At 46.6% G+C, this 18,486-nt stretch carries 14 protein-coding genes; 10 read left to right on the top strand and 4 right to left on the bottom strand.

Features of this window, described 5'->3' with window-relative positions; all coding sequences use genetic code 11:
- Window positions 1–24: 24 nt before the first annotated feature.
- The 3 genes from RIM23_RS20270 to RIM23_RS20260 all read left to right on the top strand — a co-directional run bounded on the left by RIM23_RS20270 (window position 25) and on the right by RIM23_RS20260 (window position 4,916).
- Window positions 25–276 (top strand): hypothetical protein, encoded by a 252-nt coding sequence (locus RIM23_RS20270; protein WP_446368907.1) that lies wholly within the window; start codon window positions 25–27, stop codon window positions 274–276.
- A 19-nt stretch (window positions 277–295) separates the two neighbouring features.
- Window positions 296–3,097 (top strand): hypothetical protein, encoded by a 2,802-nt coding sequence (locus tag RIM23_RS20265; RefSeq protein ID WP_446368906.1) that lies wholly within the window; start codon window positions 296–298, stop codon window positions 3,095–3,097.
- Window positions 3,098–3,515: 418 nt separating this feature from the next.
- Window positions 3,516–4,916, top strand: a complete 1,401-nt coding sequence (locus RIM23_RS20260) for a tetratricopeptide repeat protein (RefSeq protein ID WP_446368905.1) — start codon at window positions 3,516–3,518, stop codon at window positions 4,914–4,916.
- 115 nt (window positions 4,917–5,031) lie between these two features.
- Here the strand turns inward: RIM23_RS20260 and RIM23_RS20255 are convergent, their stop codons facing one another.
- Window positions 5,032–5,715 carry a Uma2 family endonuclease gene (locus tag RIM23_RS20255; protein ID WP_446368904.1) on the bottom strand — a complete coding sequence of 228 codons (684 nt, stop codon included), beginning with the start codon at window positions 5,713–5,715 and terminating at the stop codon, window positions 5,032–5,034.
- Window positions 5,716–6,074: 359 nt separating this feature from the next.
- Between RIM23_RS20255 and clpB the strand changes: the two genes are divergently transcribed.
- The 3 genes from clpB to RIM23_RS20240 all read left to right on the top strand — a co-directional run bounded on the left by clpB (window position 6,075) and on the right by RIM23_RS20240 (window position 9,460).
- Window positions 6,075–8,702, top strand: a complete 2,628-nt coding sequence (gene clpB / locus RIM23_RS20250; protein WP_446368903.1) for an ATP-dependent chaperone ClpB — start codon at window positions 6,075–6,077, stop codon at window positions 8,700–8,702.
- 119 nt (window positions 8,703–8,821) lie between these two features.
- Entirely contained in the window at window positions 8,822–9,025 is a 204-nt protein-coding gene (locus RIM23_RS20245; RefSeq protein WP_446338680.1) for a hypothetical protein, read from the top strand.
- Between the two features lie 237 nt (window positions 9,026–9,262).
- The gene (locus tag RIM23_RS20240; protein WP_446338679.1) at window positions 9,263–9,460 is read left to right on the top strand and encodes a hypothetical protein; all 198 of its coding nucleotides are present in this window, start codon (window positions 9,263–9,265) and stop codon (window positions 9,458–9,460) included.
- 247 nt (window positions 9,461–9,707) lie between these two features.
- On the opposite strand, the gene RIM23_RS20235 is transcribed toward RIM23_RS20240, so the two are convergent.
- Window positions 9,708–11,246, bottom strand: coding sequence for a glycoside hydrolase family protein (locus RIM23_RS20235; RefSeq protein ID WP_446368902.1), 1,539 nt, complete (start codon window positions 11,244–11,246; stop codon window positions 9,708–9,710).
- A gap of 513 nt (window positions 11,247–11,759) precedes the next feature.
- Between RIM23_RS20235 and RIM23_RS20230 the strand changes: the two genes are divergently transcribed.
- Window positions 11,760–12,932, top strand: coding sequence for an RNA-guided endonuclease InsQ/TnpB family protein (locus tag RIM23_RS20230; RefSeq protein WP_446368901.1), 1,173 nt, complete (start codon window positions 11,760–11,762; stop codon window positions 12,930–12,932).
- A gap of 82 nt (window positions 12,933–13,014) precedes the next feature.
- On the opposite strand, the gene priA is transcribed toward RIM23_RS20230, so the two are convergent.
- Window positions 13,015–15,510: a primosomal protein N' gene (gene priA / locus RIM23_RS20225; protein ID WP_446368900.1), complete on the bottom strand. Its 2,496-nt coding sequence runs from the start codon at window positions 15,508–15,510 to the stop codon at window positions 13,015–13,017.
- On the opposite strand from priA, the gene RIM23_RS20220 reads away from it, so the two are divergent.
- Entirely contained in the window at window positions 15,509–15,634 is a 126-nt protein-coding gene (locus RIM23_RS20220; RefSeq protein WP_446359254.1) for a hypothetical protein, read from the top strand. The genes priA and RIM23_RS20220 overlap by 2 nt on opposite strands.
- A 283-nt stretch (window positions 15,635–15,917) precedes the next feature.
- Here the strand turns inward: RIM23_RS20220 and RIM23_RS20215 are convergent, their stop codons facing one another.
- The gene (locus RIM23_RS20215) at window positions 15,918–16,526 is read right to left on the bottom strand and encodes a cupin (RefSeq protein WP_446368936.1); all 609 of its coding nucleotides are present in this window, start codon (window positions 16,524–16,526) and stop codon (window positions 15,918–15,920) included.
- 522 nt (window positions 16,527–17,048) lie between these two features.
- Here RIM23_RS20215 and RIM23_RS20210 point away from each other — a divergent pair.
- Together RIM23_RS20210 and RIM23_RS20205 are read left to right on the top strand one after the other, a co-directional pair.
- The gene (locus RIM23_RS20210; RefSeq protein ID WP_446368899.1) at window positions 17,049–17,324 is read left to right on the top strand and encodes a hypothetical protein; all 276 of its coding nucleotides are present in this window, start codon (window positions 17,049–17,051) and stop codon (window positions 17,322–17,324) included.
- A gap of 151 nt (window positions 17,325–17,475) precedes the next feature.
- Complete coding sequence (locus tag RIM23_RS20205; RefSeq protein WP_446368898.1) at window positions 17,476–18,396, top strand: SPFH domain-containing protein; 921 nt, start codon at window positions 17,476–17,478, stop codon at window positions 18,394–18,396.
- Window positions 18,397–18,486: the final 90 nt, after the last annotated feature.

Here is an 18,486-nt window from a genome sequence, read left to right as displayed (position 1 = left end):
ACGATTGATTGAAACGTACAACCTGTGGCAAACGAATCACTACGATACTATGTATCTTGTTCGAGATTACCTTTAGCCGTTTATCGAGAGGTGGCTGCTCATTTACGACAAGTGGAAGGAGTAGACGTTGAGCTAATATGCCAAAAGTCCCAGAGGTTTGATTACAATCAAAGTCAAGTAGAGGGGTTGTGGATTCACCATGCTGATGATTCTGATGCGGTGAGTCGAGAACGAGTTAACCAAATTTTGACCCACTATAACCTACTCATAACTTAATTAAGAATCGTTAACCATTATGGACTATTGGGAATTTCTACTCCAAAAAGAGGGCGATCGCACTTGGCTACCCATTAAATCCCCCAAGCTAGACTTGGAGGTGGGTCGATACCGGGTGGTGGCTCATTCAAGTTGCGCCAATACAGACGTAGAAATTTGCGTGACTCATACCGATACCAATGAAACACCACCCAAGCGACGGTATCAAAAGCGATCGCGCCGTACCAACCCTGATGGGTTAATGGTGATTATTCCCTTTACCTATCTTAAGCCCGGTCTGTGGGAACTACGCTGCTGTGGTGATATTATGTCCGATTTTCTGGGCAATTCTTGGCAGGAAATGGTACAGTTATCAGTTGCACCCAAAGCGCGTGAGGTTTTAAACCGGGCAGAAGGCAGAGACTTCAAAGAAGGATGCAAGGAACAAGAAAATAATATCACTCGTGAAACGGTCAATAGTGAGTCCACGCATCCGGAGGAACTTCACCCACCATTGATGGCTTCCCTCCATAGCCAACAGACACAAGAGGTTCACCCCACACAACAAGAATCCCCGATCGCAGATAATAGTTCATCAGACTCATCTCACCCTATCGCCCAACCCGCCCCATCCCCCTCGCCAACTGAGCTGCCTACCCTAGCTCAGATAGTAGCATTACCACAAACCTCTAACCCTTTCCCATTTCCTCTCTCCAATCCCATCTTGGATCAATCCCTGCAAGTGCTAGAGCAAGTGTTGCAACAGGTACTTGATCCTGTGATTAAAGAGTTTGAAGAATCTGAGTCTTCAGAATTACCCATTCCCATCACCACAGAATCTGAGTTTCCCTCAGAGGAGGATACCCAGGATACCCCCTGGCAAGGATTAATTTTAACCTTAGAGGAGGAAGCCTTAGTCGCACAACGGGGAGAATCCCTCACTGTCGCGGGACAGGTGGATCGGTTAAATATTCATCAGTTACACCAAAGGTCAACCGTCCAGAGTGAGACTCATCAGTTTCAGGGCATCCTACACTATGAATTACGTCATCCGCAAACCGGACAGGTTGTCGTAGATGTGCAAACACCCATCACCACACCAACCTTTCCTGTAGCATTTAGCCAGAGTTTAGACATTCCCTCAGACAGCAAAACCTGTTTATTACTAGGAAAAGTTAACCTGTACAGATCAACGGGGACAGCATTAGCCAGTCAACCGTTTACCGTGACAGTGGATTTAGATGAATTGTTAGTTGCTGTTCAATCGGGAAGTTGGATGAAATCTGAAGACACGACTCCTGTGGTTTCTATCCTAAACCCCAAGTCACAGTCAACTCCCCTGAATCAGACATTTCTTGAGCTAATCAATAATCCGCCAAGCCGTCAGCCTTTCATCTACAAACCCTCAGCCAATCAACCTTTACCCCCACAGCTTTACCAACCCCAATCCCAGCCAGGGTTAACAAAATCCCTGGAGCTGCCTACGTTTTCTCAGCCCAAACTAACAACAGCAAGAGCATCTGAATCCCTTGAGAAAATAGAACCAGAAACCGAGGCGCGATCGCCATCAGTTGAACCCGCCGAGAAACAGACAACCGAAACCACGCCTTCAGCACCTGACGATACGACAGAAGACTTCGTTATAGACTCATCCGTCACTGAGTCTCCGGTGCAGGAAACAACCGACGGGGAAACCAACAAGGATATTCCTATTCCTAGCAAGGCTTTCTCTGAAGCATCAGTGCAGACGGAAACTGTGACGGACGCCTCTGAACCCTCAAAACCCGAAACACAGCCCTTAGAGGACAATCCCGCCGCGTTAGCCGAAACATCTGAGGAGGCGGCAATAGAGTCAACCGAGATATCCGATGTTTGGACATCAACACCCGATCCTGAACCCTCATCTTTCCAGAAAGAGGAGATATCGAATCCAGAGCTATCCGAGTGGAAAACAGCCGCCATGTCAAGTGCTGCAGCCATCAATCAAGATCCTCTCGCCGTCGATCATGCTTTTACCCAGCTCAATCTGGATGACCGATTCTGGGGGCGTTTGAATGCTTTAATGACAGATACAGATTTGGCAGAATGGCTGAAAATCGAGTTACCTTCTAGGGAGAACCTCGTTGAGTTGGAAGGGGGACTCTCAGAGCCAGAAGTTGATCCATTATTTGCTCAACCCGAAGAAATCCCCCCATCCTCAGAGGAAGACACCCCTTTAAATGACTTTGATGAATCGATGTGGGATGAAGACACCGAGGAGGTAGGGAGTCTAAGTCATGAGAATATCCCAAAACTCGAACCCCCTGTCCAACCAGATCCTCCTCCCTTGAATCGTGAGGAATTGCTGGAGCGAGAAATTGTGGTTGATGAGGATGAACCCCAGGCGAGTGAACCATCAGAGTCTCAACCAATTGGTTCGAGAACCATTGAGACACAACGATCGCACCTGAGAACCGCTGACATGGCTCAACTTGACTTAGAAACACCATTATTACCCACCCCAGAACTGTTTATCCCGACTCAGGAACTAGCGGCTGGGGAACCTGTACTGGTACGAGTTAAAGTGACCCCTGATTCGGCTCGCTTGGGTGTTAAATTATGGGTTCAAGATCGCCAAAGTCGCTCCCTGTTAGATGGACCTCGTTGGTTAATGGATTTAAGTCCAAATAAAGCGGGAGAATTAGAAGCATTAACCCAGTTAGTTGTACCCTTTGGTACAGTAGAAATCCGGTTTGAAGCGATTACTGTAGATTTAGACAGTGAACGGGAAAGCCATAAAGTTACTGTTGATCGGGTTGTGGTTCCGCCGAACTTGTCAGATTTTTCAGACGATGAGTTATGAATTCAAAGGGAACGGGGAACAGTTTGACTAATGAGAATAATGCGACAAGACGTGATATAGCAGTAGACACATCGATTAGGACTTTCGTCACCATTGTAGAGACGCTTCAAAAGCGCGTCTCTACGTGGCAAACGCTTAGTGTTAGGAAATTGATACCGTGAGAGGGGAGCCGGGGAAGCCGGGGGTGTAGGGGCGGGTTTGACGGATAACTTATGGCGTCAAACCGATAACTTAACTCGCGCCCGCCCTTCTGGGGGGAGCTGTTAGTTGTTCAGTGGTTTCTGCTTTCTTTCACTAAGGAAGTAAACAAATGACGTAGCTTGCTTCTTTTCGGAAAGCGAGTATGACAAATGACAAATCCGGATGAGGCTATAGCACCTGCGAAACAAGAAAAGGAGAAACTGTTCGGTTGACGGACATGAGTAGCGACAAGCATCAGCAGGACGAGACTATGATATCAGGGAATTCTCAAGTATCCAGGAAACCCTCTACTGGGATAGAGACTGTGCAAGCTGAAGCCGACAACTTTTTTAACCAAGGATTGGCGTGGTTTCAGCAAAAGGACTATCGGCGTGCGATCGCGGCGTTTAACCAAGCCTTACGGATTAATCCTGATTTGGCGGAGGCTTATCGTTATCGCGCGATGAGTCATTATTGTCAGGGAGATGCTTTGGGGGCGATTGGAGACTTCGATGAGGTGCTACGGATTAATCCTTATTATGCTGAAGTCTACAGCGATCGCGGTTTGATTCTGGCTCAGCTTAATGATCGCTGGGGCGCGATGCAGGATTATAATCAAGCCTTGCAAATTGACGTAAATTATGCTAAGGGTTATCTAAATCGCAGTATGCTGCGGTTGACACTAGAAGACTATACTGGCGCGATCGCAGATTGTGATCAAGTGATTCGGATTAATCCCAATCTCGCTGAAGGGTATCTGAATCGAGGAATTGCCCGGTTTGAACTAGAAGAGTATCAAGACGCCATAGCCGATTGCGATCGCGCTTTAGGGATTAATCCGAATCTAGCGGCGGCTTATTTTAACCGGGGGATGAATCAAATCGCTTTGGGGGCGTATCAGGAGGCGATCGCGGATTTTAACCACGTCTTGGAATTGAATCCCAATGATGCTCAAGCTTATCTAAATCGCGGTTATGTGCGGTTGCAGTTAGGGGAAAATTGGTCAAGTATTGAGGATTTTGACCAAGCGATGCGCCTAGAACCCGTGGCGGCGAAGGCATTTTTTCAACAGATTGCTAATACGTTGAACGAAGAACCAGACGCCGTTGAGGATAATGAATCAAAACTGATTCAAGGGTTGATGGTTCAAGGGAATTTACGCTATCAACTAGGCGATTATCAAGGGGCGCTGAATGCGTATAATCAGGTTTTAACTATCGATTCTAATCATACAGAAGCGTATAACCAACGCAGTACCGTGCGTTCGGCGATGGGGGATTACCAAGGTGCGATCGCGGATTTAGACATGGTGAAAACGCTCTCCCTGGCGACTCCCTTATCCCCAGAACCTGTATCCGTGGCGAGGGATAAACTAACTCCTCAAGAGTACCATAATATCGGCGTAGAAAAGTTGAATCAGGGAGACTTCCACGGCGCTATTGAAGCGTTTAATTATGTCTTACAGGATAATCCAAATAATGCCACGGCGTTAACCTGTCGCGGATTTGCTTATCGTCGTCTGGGAGATAAACCACGAGCAATTGCCGATTTTCAGAAAGCAGCGAAGGTGTTTTATGAGCAAGGGGATATGAAGTCATCTCAGGAAGTGATCAAGACACTGAAAAAACTACGGCAATAATGATTAAACCCGCCCCTACACAATGATGGGTGAGACACCAATGATGAAGGGCGGGTTTTGCACAAAAGTTAGCGGTGTTGATTCAACGTTAATCCCTAAACACGACCCTACATTATTACACCTTTGGATTTAAACGCTGGACAAATACCTTATGTTCGGCTGTCTGTATTCCCTGCTGCAACACTGCCAAAACTTCAGCTAAGTTTCCCTCGCGCAATGCATTCACTGCTAACCATAATCCCGGAAAAACACCAGAGCGAATAATTCCTGCTTCATCGGGTTCTAAGGAAACATATCTCCCCGCTTCTAAGCGAAACCAATCGATGCGATTTTCATAACTTTGCCACACAATATATTCTTGTACGCCATTGCGACGATAGGCATTCAGTTTATCGTTTAAATCATAAGAGGCACTCGAAGCCGCTACTTCTACAATTAACTCCGGTGCGCCTTCAATATAATCATCCTCAGTAATCCGAGAATTCCCTCCTACCTCCGGTTCAATTCGCAGTAAAGCATCGGGTTGAGGTTCGTTATCTGCATCCAGACGTACTGTGGTATTATCTGCCAGATATGCACCCGGAGTTTCTGCCTCGTAAGCTAACAAGCAACCGACGATTTGAGCATGGGGTTTACCGTGACGGTTAGCGCGAACGGGTGAAGCCACGTAAACCACTCCTTCAATTAACTCGGCTTTTTTATTGTCTGGCATTTGCTGATAGCGACGCTCAAACTCTATTCGGGTGAGGCGATCGCCACTTTCTAAGGGAGGAATAGAAACGGTGGGACTGATTGACATCTGGCACTCTCTAAATGTAATCGCTAACGGTTACATTCATTTTAGCGTTGAGGGATGACGGTTATAAATAATGTTTGGCATAAGGGTGAGGGGTGAGATGCCAAGGATTAAGGGCGGGTTTTGAACATAGGTTAGCAATTTTAGGTAGGGGTAGGGCTGGTTTTGAACATAGGTTAGCGGTGTTGCATCCAACGTTTATCCCTAAACCCGCCCCTAAATTATGCCTACATGTCGTTTCAGGAGGGTTGGCATTGCCATGCCGTAGTATATTGATGAGTTAAGGAGTATGTTTAATGACAGATAAGCCCACATCTTACAATAAGGTCAGTTAAACAAATTCTCTATGTTAACGACTGACTATGCAACCCAATAATCCCAATCTATTTACCGAAAAAGCCTGGGAAGCCCTCGCCCATACCCCAGATGTAGTTAAAGCCGCCCAGCAACAACAAATTGAAAGTGAACATTTGATGAAAGCGCTGCTGGATCAAGAAGGGCTGGCGATTAGCATTCTCAATAAAGCCCAAATCCCGGTGCAGCGAATCCGGGAAGCCACCGACGCCTTTATCCAGCGTCAACCTAAGGTTTCTGGGAGTAGTTCCTCTATTTATATGGGGCGTAGCCTGGATACCTTGTTAGATCGGGCTGATGGCTACCGCAAAGAATTTAACGATGACTACATCTCCGTCGAGCATCTGATGTTAGCTTATGTTAAAGACGATCGCTTTGGCAAAAGCCTATTTCAGGAATTTAAACTAGACGAACAAACGCTGAGAACGACGATTACCCAAATTCGGGGGAACCAAACTGTGACTGATCAAAACCCAGAAGGCAAATACGAAGCCCTAGAGAAATATGGACGGGATTTAACCGAAGCCGCTAGAGAAGGCAAACTTGACCCCGTGATTGGGCGAGATGATGAGATTCGCCGCACGGTACAAATTCTCTCCCGTCGCACCAAAAACAACCCAGTTTTGATTGGGGAACCAGGAGTGGGTAAAACTGCCATTGCAGAGGGATTAGCACAGCGGATTGTCGCTGGCGATGTTCCCCAATCCCTCAAGGATCGCAAATTAATCGCCCTGGATATGGGGGCGTTAATCGCCGGGGCGAAGTTCCGAGGGGAATTTGAAGAACGCCTGAAAGCGGTTCTCAAAGAAGTTACCGACTCCAAGGGACAAATCATCATGTTTATTGATGAAATCCATACCGTTGTCGGCGCAGGGGCGACACAAGGATCGATGGATGCGGGGAACTTACTCAAACCCATGCTGGCTAGAGGGGAGTTGCGCTGTATTGGGGCGACAACCTTAGATGAGTATCGCAAATATTTAGAAAAAGATGCGGCATTAGAACGGCGTTTCCAACAAGTCTTCGTGGATCAACCCAGTGTCGTGGATACGATCTCCATCCTCAGAGGGTTAAAAGAACGCTACGAAGTCCACCACGGCGTTAAAATCTCCGATAGTGCTTTAGTTGCAGCCGCCACACTATCCACCCGTTATATTAGCGATCGCTTCCTTCCGGATAAAGCCATTGATTTAGTCGATGAATCCGCCGCCCGACTGAAAATGGAGATTACCTCCAAACCAGAAGAACTTGACGAAATCGATCGCAAAATCCTACAACTGGAAATGGAGAAACTGTCTCTGCAAAAAGACAGTGATCCAGCCTCCATGGAACGCTTAGATCGCCTGGAACAAGAACTGGCTAATCTAAAAGAAGCACAACGCACCTTAAACGCCCAATGGCAATCCGAAAAAGACGTTCTGGATCGGATTCAAGGGATTAAAGAAGAAATTGATCGCGTCAATATAGAAATCTCTCAAGCCGAACGGGAATACAATCTGAATCGGGCGGCTGAACTTAAATACGGGAAACTCGCCGAGTTACAGCGATCGCTGCAAGCTTCTGAACAACAGTTAAACGAAACCCAAACCAGTGGTAAGTCCCTGTTACGGGAAGAAGTCACCGAGTCTGATATTGCTGAAATTATCTCCAAGTGGACAGGAATTCCCATCAGCAAGCTAGTCGAATCCGAGAAAGAGAAACTCCTGCTACTCGAAGAGGAACTCCATCAACGAGTCGTCGGACAAGAAGAAGCCGTTACCGCTGTAGCCGATGCAATTCAGCGATCGCGTGCAGGATTAGCTGACCCCAATCGTCCCACCGCTAGCTTCATTTTCCTAGGTCCGACGGGTGTGGGTAAAACCGAATTGGCAAAAGCCCTCGCCGCCTATCTATTCGACACCGAAGACGCCTTGGTGCGGATTGATATGTCCGAATACATGGAAAAACACGCCGTCTCTCGCCTGATTGGTGCGCCTCCAGGATATATTGGCTATGAAGAAGGGGGTCAGTTAACTGAATCAATTCGACGACGCCCTTATGCGGTCATTCTCTTCGACGAAATCGAGAAGGCGCATAATGATGTATTTAACATCATGCTGCAAATCCTTGATGATGGTCGGGTTACTGATGCTCAAGGGCATACGGTAGACTTCAAGAATACCGTAATTATCATGACCAGCAATATTGGATCGCAGTACATTCTCGACTTAGCGGGCGATGATACCCACTATGACGAAATGCGGGGACGGGTAATGGATGCGATGCGGACTAGCTTCCGTCCAGAGTTCTTGAACCGGATTGATGAAGTGATTATCTTCCACGCCCTGCAAAAACACCAGTTACGCCATATCGTTTCCCTACAAACGCAGCTACTGGAGAAACGCCTCGCCGAACGGCAAATGTCGCTGAAGCTATCGGAAGACGCGATCGATTACTTAGCCGAAGTGGGGTATGATCCGGTGTACGGCGCACGTCCCCTGAAGCGGGCGATTCAACGGGAATTAGAAACCCAACTTGCCAAAGCCATCCTCCGGGGTCAGTTCAGCGATGGCGATACCATCTTTGTCGATGTGGAGAACGAACGGCTGACATTCAAGCGCTTACCTGCGGAGTTGTTGACGACGCAATCAAATTAATTCCTCGACAGCCAGGGAATCTAGGACAGGTTAATCCCCCTAAAGTGGGGGATTGTGCCATTCTATGCAAAAATAAGTCCGGTAATTCTGTCGTTGTCTCAATCTCAAGGAACTCGATTGTGAATCAATCCCCAAATGAAGGCACAAAAACCTTTTTGTATATTGTTGGCATTTCCCTGGGTGTGGGTCTGTTACTCGCCGCATTTGTTTTGCTACTCACGGGAGTTGGTGTAATTAAGCAAATTCCCTCGGCTGTTGTCTGGGCGATCGTTCTTTTTTCCATTGGTATCGGTATCCTCAGCGGTATTAGTATCAGGCGGTAAATTTTGATGTTTTGAGTGGATTAGCTGATGTGCATTTAAATTGGGTATTCCCGGTTAAGAGTTTCCTGTTTCCCAACCTTAGCCATCACCTTTAATTTTGTCCGACTCCTTGATAGCTGTCGTCATAAAGGTTAGGACTTTCTTGATGGCTGGAATGACGATGTACCCATCATAAACTTTCTGCCTTCTGCCTTTGGCTCTATAAAGTTACTCATCTAGAATAAACCCTGACATCTTATGAGTCCACTTCCCCCATCGGATACCCTAATTTATGCTTATATTTTTTCCATTTCTGTAGCCGTTACGTTTGTGGTTTATATTTTGCGCGGTTTCGGAATCCTCAGCTTTATTCCCGGAGGTATTTTGTGGTTATTAATTTTACTGTCGATTGCTACAGGAGTTATTTACGGGGTACAGAAAACCAAGCGGTACTAATCCAAAGGAATTCACCTCACATCTTGCAGCTCATAGAGATTGTGGGAATTTTGGCGGTTGTAGGGGCGAGTCGCTGCACAGTTGATAGATAAGGGTTTTGCCGTTGTGCAGCAAGCCCTAAGTTAAGAGCGATCGCTCTTATGTGTGACGCGATCGCTCTACTCCTAATCATCAAAACACTGCACTCTCAGCCGTTTTATACTCATGTCTTGATTTCGGACATCCTCTTTTGAGAACTTTACTGACGCTATGTCATAACCGGTTGGGCGGAAACGGTTGGTTTTGGACAAGTGCCTAGTCCCCAATCAACATAGAGATCACGAGGATCACTCTCCCGTAGCCAGGTTGCTAAGCGCTTGAAATCTGCCTCATCATAAACACCAATACATCCCGCTGTCCCCGGATACACAGCCATACCGGAATAACGTTTAAAGCGGTTCCAATCGATGTGTATCTGAATATAACGGCGCTTTGTATACTCAGGACCCTGGTAGTCTAAATTAATCTTGACTGGTCCTAGTCCGTCTGACCAACTTGCATTGTAGTTGTCCTTTCCATTAACCCATAGCATATCATGAATATGCCACTTGCCTTCAGGTAGAGGTTCATTGGAGCCGGACTGGCTATATTTGCCAATTCGGAAGTTTTGCTTGCCTTCAAGTCCGGAGCAAACAAATATAGAATCAACCTCCTGTCCATTCTTGATATAGGCTAAATGGAGTTTACGCAGACCAAATTGATCCATGTCATTGGTTTTCGTCAGACGCAGATAGGTTCCTCCCCCCGGATCTGTGTATGGTTTTGATGGAACTATTGAACTGTCTCCGCTTAAGGCTTTCCAGGTTAGAGGACCGACTTTGCCATCAGCTTCCGGTGAGCCAAATACACGCGCCTGGAAAACTCTGACGGCGTTGTCTGTAATTAGACCAAAACAACCATCGATTTCACCGTCATAGCAACCCAGTTCCTGTAGTCGTTTCTGTAGCCACTTAACCTCTTCGCCCTCACTCCCACGAACTAAGAGCGAATCGAGTGCGGGTTGAGGTGCAAACGGTTTAGACGTTACGGATTCTGCTCCCAAAAACTTGATTATTTCTCCTTCAGGAATCCGTTTCTCCGGTGGAGCAACATGCAGATTCCGTGCATTCTTGTACAGTGAAAGAACTGAAATCAAATCCTCCTTAACAGCACGATCTAGGGTAACCAGTTCGACCAGTTCTGAATCCTTCCAAGCTGCAATGATTGTCTGACCTTGATTACTGCGGTACGCCTCCAACCAAGTGACTTGCTCTTGGGGCGATGGCTCAACTAAGGTAGGTTCTCCTTCATCCCCCACCGTTTCAAACAAGCGTTTTTCTTCTGCACGGCGCTTGATCAGACCTTCCAGGGATTTTCTCACCCCATTCTCTGTGATGTACACCCACCGAGAGAACTCTTGGGCTGCACCTGGATAGTCCCCTTGATTGAGCTTCTTGAGTAAAGTGCTGCGACTTAAAGCCCCACAACCTAGGTTATAGCAGAAAGAAATCAAAGCATCGATTTGATTCTGGTTCAGAGAAACTGTAACCAGTTTTGCCAGTTGCTTAGCGATCGCATTACACTCTTCAATCAAAAATAACTCAGCTTGCTGCTCAGAGATCCGGTCTCCCATCTGAACCGGGCTGCCATCTGGATAGCGAATCGTGCCGTAACCAATAGTAGGAACTCCCGCAGGACAAGGATAAGCTTCTAATCTAAGCCCTTCATACCGTTTAATCAGGGCTACACCTTTCGACGAAATATTCATAAAACCTTCTCCTTGCTGAAATCAGCAATAGATCCAGCATATTTTTATTGTTTATTTTTTGGCAATATAATGATCCATTTTCTTAATGATTTTACTAATTTTGTTACATTTACAAGGAGCTTTATCGGGAATTTATACTCTAATAATACTACCTAAACAAAATAAGTTATTTCCCCAACCGTTTGATACCAAATCTGATGACAGGAACACTCTTTTGCTAGGGCGATTGAAATCGCAGCTACACAAACAAAGTCCGCCTACGCGGACTGCAAAGCACAAAAGACGAATGACCAATAACCCCTTACCGGAAATAAAGGGTTTAAAGCCTCGCCCTTCTAGGGCGACTCGTTGCTTGCGATCTTTAGTTTTCGGATTAGTTCCCTCAATACGTCGTTTTGCGTCCTTTCAGTTTGGACGCAATATTGTTTGAGCCGTTTGAACTCAGCATCAGAACATCTAATCAATACCTGTTTCATCTGGGCAGCAGCATTATCAATATGCTATCATATTAGCATGAAGTCTAGGTATCAGTTCCGAATTTATCCCACTCCCAGTCAGCGTCAGTCATTGGCGCGGCTGTTTGGCTGTGTACGGGTAGTCTGGAATGATTCCTTGGCTTTGTGCAAGCAGTCAGAGAAGTTACCAAAAAATAGTGAACTGCAGAAGGTTTGTATCACCCAAGCTAAGAAATTTGAAGAACGGGAATGGTTAGGCGAAGTATCAGCTATTCCTCTCCAGCAATCGGTTGCAGACTTAGGGGTAGCGTTTAAGAACTTCTTCTCGTCCCGAGCTGGTAAGCGCAAAGGACCCAAGGTTAATCCCCCACGATTTAAGCGAAAAACCAACCGCCAAACTGCCAGGTTTACCAGAGGTGGATTCAAAGTCAAAGCAGCTAAGGTTTACCTAGCAAAGGTTGGGGAAGTTAAGACCAAATGGTCACGTCCTTTGCCATCCGAACCGAGTTCAGTCACGGTGATTAAGGATTGCGCGGGTCGGTACTTCCTCAGCTTTGTGGTTGAGGTGGAACCGGAGATTAAACCCGCTCCTAACCCATCCATCGGGATAGACTTAGGACTAAAAACCTTTGCCTGCTGTAGCAATGGAGAGAAAGTAGATAGTCCAGACTATTCACGGTTTTACCGCAAGCTGAAGCGTTGCCAACGACGGTTAGCCAAACGGCAAAAAGGGAGTAAACGACGTGAACGGATGCGGGTTAAGGTAGCCAAGCTTAATACCCAGATACGGGATAAACGCAAGGACTTCCTACATAAGTTATCCACCCAAGTAATCAACGAAAACCAAGTGATTGCTTTGGAGGATTTAAACGTTTCTGGGATGTTGAAAAACCGCAAACTGGCACGGGCAATCAGTCAGGCTGGGTGGCGTGAGTTCCGATTATTGTGTGAGGCTAAAGCCGATAAGCACAACCGGGATTTTCGGGTGATTAGCCGATGGGAACCCACCAGTCAGGTATGCTCTGAATGCGGTTATCGCTGGGGGAAACTGAACTTATCAGTCAGGACAATTGTCTGTGTCAACTGTGGAAAAGAACACGACAGGGATGATAATGCATCCACAAATATAGAAAGAGTCGGGGTAGGGCATATCCACGACTATAAACGGACAGGGAGCGCGTGTAAGACCTCGGATGAGGCAGTGTGTGATGAGCTGTCAACCCACCCTTGAGTACATTCAGTAGGGGTTTGGTAACCAAACCAATGGCGTTTGACTGGTAGGGAATCACCGTCCTTATAGGGCGGTGAGGATGTCAAATCATATTCAGCGGATCAACATCAATCGTCAAACTCACATCTGGCGGACAAATCCCCTGCAACGCCGCCACATCCGGTAATCCTACCGCCACCTCTGGGGGAAACTTGAGTAAAATCTGCCAGCGATAACGACGGGCGATTCGCATAATCCCCGCAGGCGCCGGTCCTAATATCTCATACCCGGAACCCGCCTGACTCAACCAATCCGCTAAAGCCTCCGCCGCCTTCTCAACCACCATCTCCTCTAACCCACTCAACCGCAACAAAATCAAATGCCCATAGGGAGGATAATTCAACGATTCCCGTTGTACCAATTCCGCCTCGGTAAACACCTCATACCCATGAGTTTGCACCGCCTGAATCACCGGATGCTGAGGCGAATAAGTCTGGACAATCACCTGACCTGGTTCATCCCCCCGCCCCGCCCGCCCGGCGACTTGGGTTAAGGTTTGAAATGCTCGTTCTGCTGCCCGATAATCGGATAAGTGTAATAATCCATCAGCAGCAACGACTCCGACTAAAGTTACTCCCGCTAAATCTAACCCCTTGGTCAACATTTGCGTCCCGACTAATAAATCTGCTTCTCTATTGGCAAAACGAGTTAACAAGGTTCGATGCTCCCCCTTTTTACGGGTGGTATCACTATCAAAGCGAATCACCCGTAAATCGGGAAACGCCTTCGCCAACTCCTGTTCCACCCGTTGAGTACCACTACCAAAAAACTTGAGGTACGGTGAACCACATTCAGGACAATTACTAGGATGGGCGGTTGTATAGTTGCAATAGTGACACCGCAAGAGTTGATTCGCCCCCTCATAAGCATAATGATAGGACAGGGAAACATCACAGTCTGGGCATTCCATCACATAGCCGCAACTACGACAGGAAACAAAGGTACTATGTCCACGACGGGGAATAAATAAAATCCCCTGTCGCTGCTTTTGTTGCAACTGCTGCAACCCTGCTTGGAGAGAACGGCTAAAAATTGAACGATTCCCCTGTTTTAACTCCTGTCTCATATCCACAATTTCCACAGGGGGTAAGGGGCGAGATTGGATGCGTTCAGGTAAGGAAAGGTAATAGGTTTTATGGTCGAGATTGGTGGGTTGACCCTTGACAGACACCCAGGTTTCCAAAGAGGGGGTAGCTGAACCCAAAACTAGAGGACAATTTTCCAATTCCGCCCGCCACTGGGCGACGGTACGGGCATGATAGGTAGGAGAAAGACTGTCTTGCTTGAAACTGGAGTCGTGTTCTTCATCTAATATAATTAGACCCAATTTGGGTAAGGGAACAAAAACTGCCGATCGCGTCCCGATAACGACCTGGGGTTCTCCACTTAAGACTTGTCGCCAGGTATCATAACGTTCACCATCGGATAACCCACTGTGATACACATTCACTTTTTTGCCAAAGCGGGCGCGAAATCGGTCGGTGAGTTGAGGCGTTAGACCGATCTCTGGAACTAACACCAGGGCAGATTTTCCCGCCCTTAACAACGGCGCGATCGCTTGCAGATAAACCTCGGTTTTCCCCGACCCTGTTACCCCATGCAATAGCACTTGATTATACTCATTCAAACTTTGAATCCCTTGCAATGCATGAGTTTGTGCCTCTGTCAATACTTTAGGGCGATCGTCTGCCACATTTGGCTGATCCAGTGTCCGGAGAATTTCCCGCAACTCAACCACCACATACCCTTTTTCTGCCAGCTTGTTGACAATAGAAGACGTGGCATGACAGACTTGCAACAACTCATTGAGCCACATATCCCCACCCCGACGCCGCAGTACATCTAGCACTTCCCGTTGTCGTTCGGTTAAATCAGCGTCAAAGCGATCTGCGACTAGGGTGACGGCTTTCTTTAGCTTGGGGCGTGAAGGTTGAGGCGGTTTCAAATAACTTTCCACCCAGCCGCGTTTGAGTAACTCCTTCACCCCGCGCCGCGCCCCTTTTACCTGGCGTTGTAGATAGGCGACACTGTAATCCCCTTCCGGTTGGGCGTCTAGGAGTGCTAAAATCTGACGCGCTGTTCGACCGACAAACGTATCTGCACCATCAGGAATCGCCTCTCGATGCAAACGAACTCGCCGCTGCGATCGCATCAACAATCCTGGCGGTAACGCCCCCCGAACTACATATATCAGAGGTGTGCAATAATACTGCGCCACTCGTTCCAATACTCGCCAATAGGAGTTCTCAAAAAACCCCGTACCGATCACATCCTCCACCTCCCGGATTTTCGCCAATGGCACATCAGCAGGGGGAGAAGCCAGTAAGCGAATCGCGATTGCACCCACCTGTTGGCTATTCAATGGAACTGTCAGAATATCCCCCGGTTTAACGGACACATCAGCTGGGATGCGGTACGTCAACAGTCCTTCGAGTCCCGGACAATCCACCAGCGTCTCCACCCAGCGATTCTGATCATCACCGGATTGATAGGTTGCTTTCGGTTCTGCCACAATTAAACTTGTCGGGGAATTAGACATGGCGAATAACCTCTCAATTCTGTTCACGGCGACTGGGGGAATATCGATGATGGTAGCGGGTGACTTCTTTGCGATCGCGACTCCAAAACCACGGTATTTAATCGGTTTGACTCTGACTCATTAACTTCAAAGATAAATGCTAACATCAGTTATTGGGAAAACTTATCTCTTGATCGGGACTCCTGTCCTCCTGTGAATGGGGTCAATCCAGAAATCCTCTCTAAGCACGACACCATTAGAACTTGGTGGTTTCATCGATAATCACCTAGCCAAATTTTAGAGAACGTACATTGTATAGCAAAAGGCACAAAGCAGGGGCACGGCAATGAAAGAGCCCCTACAATAGGTTGCTTGCGCCTGATTTAACCGTCAAATCCATGCCACTATTTTAGCTGTGCCACGCCAGATTAGAAGTTTTTCGCCGTGTGGGTAATCGGATCGAACTCAAATCGCTGCTGATAATCCGTTTCTCCATAAAGATTAAAGGTAATTGTCGGTTCCTCTCCCATCGCTTCTACATGGTGAATCGCATCCGGCATAAAGCTGATAATATCGCCAGGAACTAGAACCTGTTCACCTCTGTTTTCGATGCGATCGCGACCTTCTGAATCCCTAGTCCGTCGCCAAAATGTATTTTTTTCTTCACCACTGATCAATGCTACAACTCCCCAAGCGGCATGATTATGAATCGGAGAGACTCGTCCAGGTAACCAAACTACAGTCTGTACGGTTAAGGGAAATTTTGGCTCATCATAAAGCATCAGGACAGACCACCCTGTATCGGGATTGGGCTCGCGATATTCACCTTGTAGCCAATCGGAACTTGTCAGTAAACGGCGGACTAACGGGCGAATTTTTTCTAGGCGTTGGCGATCATCCTTGATAGTTTCCAGAATATCTTCTACATCGGTTAGAAAGCGATAAAGTCTATAGTACCCTGTAGATGTTTCACTCTCCTGAACCTTACAGCCTAGACAGTCTCCATTATCTGTTACTAACCAATCGCTACTTTCCATCATTTATTTTACAACTAGAGTATAATCAGCGGCAATTATTTTTTGTTCAGGTTTCACCATACTGTGAATCACTCACCATTGCCTCTATTCTAAGTCTGGGGTTAGCAACGGGCTGTGGGAATCCCTGTGCCGCCAAACCCAAGCCTGAAGGTGCGACTGAAACTCAAGCGAATCCTTGTGCGGGGAAAGAGAATCCTTGTGCGAGTAAGACGAATTAATCAGCCTGTAGATTGACAACTTCTGTTACAAAGGCGCGAAGAAGACCTTGCCTTACCATTAAATCACCATCTGTAGGAGCAATTCACGAATTGCCCCTATTTTTTTCGCGTGACTTCTACCGATACACGTCTGTGGATGCAACACCGACTTGTGAGTGTTCATACACATGCCTTCGTTGTGTATGACTGAGTAGAGATAATTAAGATAAGAATTAAATCAAACATTGTTTTGGTTGTTAAAGAAGACAGCCTAGCCGCTGTTACTTCATTCTCATACCAGAATTGATTATCTCCTTCAAAACTCATGAAAACCCTGACAAAATGGATAGCAGTAGGAACTATAGAACTTATTTTCTGTTTTTGGCTTTTAGGTAATGCCGCAAACCTCGTTAGTTCTCCCAGTGACCAAAAAGTTTGGTTGGGCGTAAGTTATTACGTCGTCGGATTACTCATTGTACCGGGAGCTTCTGTCAGTCATGTTACCGCGAGACTTCATAATGCTCAAGTCCGACACAAGCAGATAAAAGACGCTTTTCCTGATTGTGATGTTTCCTTCGTTGAACTTTTGGATACAAACTGAATAAATTATCAGTTTTATCTCTTCATTAGTTGCACAATATGCAGAAACCCATAAAGTGATCTTTTAACCAATATTTGTGTTATAAAATTAACGCAATCTTGGGTCAAATAGCACTTAGGTTTTGGATAATTTTAGTCAAGAATTTAAGACCATGAAAAATCGACCTCATCGTTTCTCAAAACTTACTGGAATAACGGTTGCTTTAGCAATTATTGCATCGGGTTGTGGTGCTGTTCCTGGAACCAGCGTCAAGCGGATACCTGCTGGCTATGTCGGACTCAAAGTCGAGCTTTATGGTGAAAACCGTGGAGTACAAAATGCGACAATTAGTACAGGTAAGGTTTGGTATAATGGCTATACTGAAGAAATTGTCGTTTTTCCAGACCACGTTCAGTATTATATCTTAACGGCTTCAACGGAAGAAGGCTCTCCAGTTGATGAAAGCATCAGCTTTGGTGTTGGTGGTACAACAGTTAATGCTGATGTCTCCCTGTCGTATTTTTTCAACACCCAGAAAATTAAAGACTTTTACGGGAAGTATCTGAAAGAGCCGGAACAGTTTAAAGCCACCTTAGTTCGCAGCGAAACCCGTAATTGCTTTAACGAGTCAGCCACTGGCTTGAAACCTGAAGAAATTGTGGGAAACAAGCAGGCACAATTACTCAAAGATGTCCAAACTTGCTTGAATAATAAATTTAGTCCGGTTGGTGTTACATTTGATTCGATAGGTTTTGTCAGTAAGCCTCGATTTGATGAATCAATTGAAGCCCAAATAACGGCTCGTTTCCAAGCTGAACAGCAAGCCGTAGCCGCCAAAGCACAACTTGAAGTTTCCGAAGCCGAATCCAAGCGAAAAATTGCCGAAGCGAGGGGAGAAGCCGAAGCCTCTCGGATTAAAGCCTCAACGGTTTCACCTTTAACGATTCGTTTGCGGGAGTTAGAATTGCAAGAGGAAATGATTAAGAAATGGGATGGAATTTTACCCACATATTTAGGTGGAACTGCACCATTTCCTTCCTTCGATCCGAATGCGGGTCATTCGCTACCGTCGGCTAGTGCAGCGAATAAGTGATTCGTCATTTGTCCGGTGAATGAAGTACAGTCTATCTAAGCAAGATCTCCGACTTCTTAAAGAAGTCGGGGATCTGTGTACCTCGCTTAC

It is taken from the genome of Coleofasciculus sp. G3-WIS-01, from assembly GCF_040223135.1.
Lineage (GTDB): Bacteria > Cyanobacteriota > Cyanobacteriia > Cyanobacteriales > Coleofasciculaceae > Coleofasciculus.
This window is presented reverse-complemented; position numbering and strand designations above follow the sequence as displayed.

What these genes read in the sequence shown, in the direction of transcription:
- RIM23_RS20265 (WP_446368906.1), top strand. Translation starts at nt 296, where the DNA reads ATGGACTATTGGGAATTTCTACTCCAAAAAGAGGGCGATCGCACTTGG.
- RIM23_RS20260 (WP_446368905.1), top strand. Translation starts at nt 3,516, where the DNA reads ATGAGTAGCGACAAGCATCAGCAGGACGAGACTATGATATCAGGGAAT.
- RIM23_RS20255 (WP_446368904.1), bottom strand. Translation starts at nt 5,715, where the DNA reads ATGTCAATCAGTCCCACCGTTTCTATTCCTCCCTTAGAAAGTGGCGAT.
- clpB (WP_446368903.1), top strand. Translation starts at nt 6,075, where the DNA reads ATGCAACCCAATAATCCCAATCTATTTACCGAAAAAGCCTGGGAAGCC.
- RIM23_RS20240 (WP_446338679.1), top strand. Translation starts at nt 9,263, where the DNA reads ATGAGTCCACTTCCCCCATCGGATACCCTAATTTATGCTTATATTTTT.
- RIM23_RS20235 (WP_446368902.1), bottom strand. Translation starts at nt 11,246, where the DNA reads ATGAATATTTCGTCGAAAGGTGTAGCCCTGATTAAACGGTATGAAGGG.
- RIM23_RS20230 (WP_446368901.1), top strand. Translation starts at nt 11,760, where the DNA reads ATGAAGTCTAGGTATCAGTTCCGAATTTATCCCACTCCCAGTCAGCGT.
- RIM23_RS20220 (WP_446359254.1), top strand. Translation starts at nt 15,509, where the DNA reads ATGGCGAATAACCTCTCAATTCTGTTCACGGCGACTGGGGGAATATCG.
- priA (WP_446368900.1), bottom strand. Translation starts at nt 15,510, where the DNA reads ATGTCTAATTCCCCGACAAGTTTAATTGTGGCAGAACCGAAAGCAACC.
- RIM23_RS20215 (WP_446368936.1), bottom strand. Translation starts at nt 16,526, where the DNA reads ATGGAAAGTAGCGATTGGTTAGTAACAGATAATGGAGACTGTCTAGGC.
- RIM23_RS20210 (WP_446368899.1), top strand. Translation starts at nt 17,049, where the DNA reads ATGAAAACCCTGACAAAATGGATAGCAGTAGGAACTATAGAACTTATT.
- RIM23_RS20205 (WP_446368898.1), top strand. Translation starts at nt 17,476, where the DNA reads ATGAAAAATCGACCTCATCGTTTCTCAAAACTTACTGGAATAACGGTT.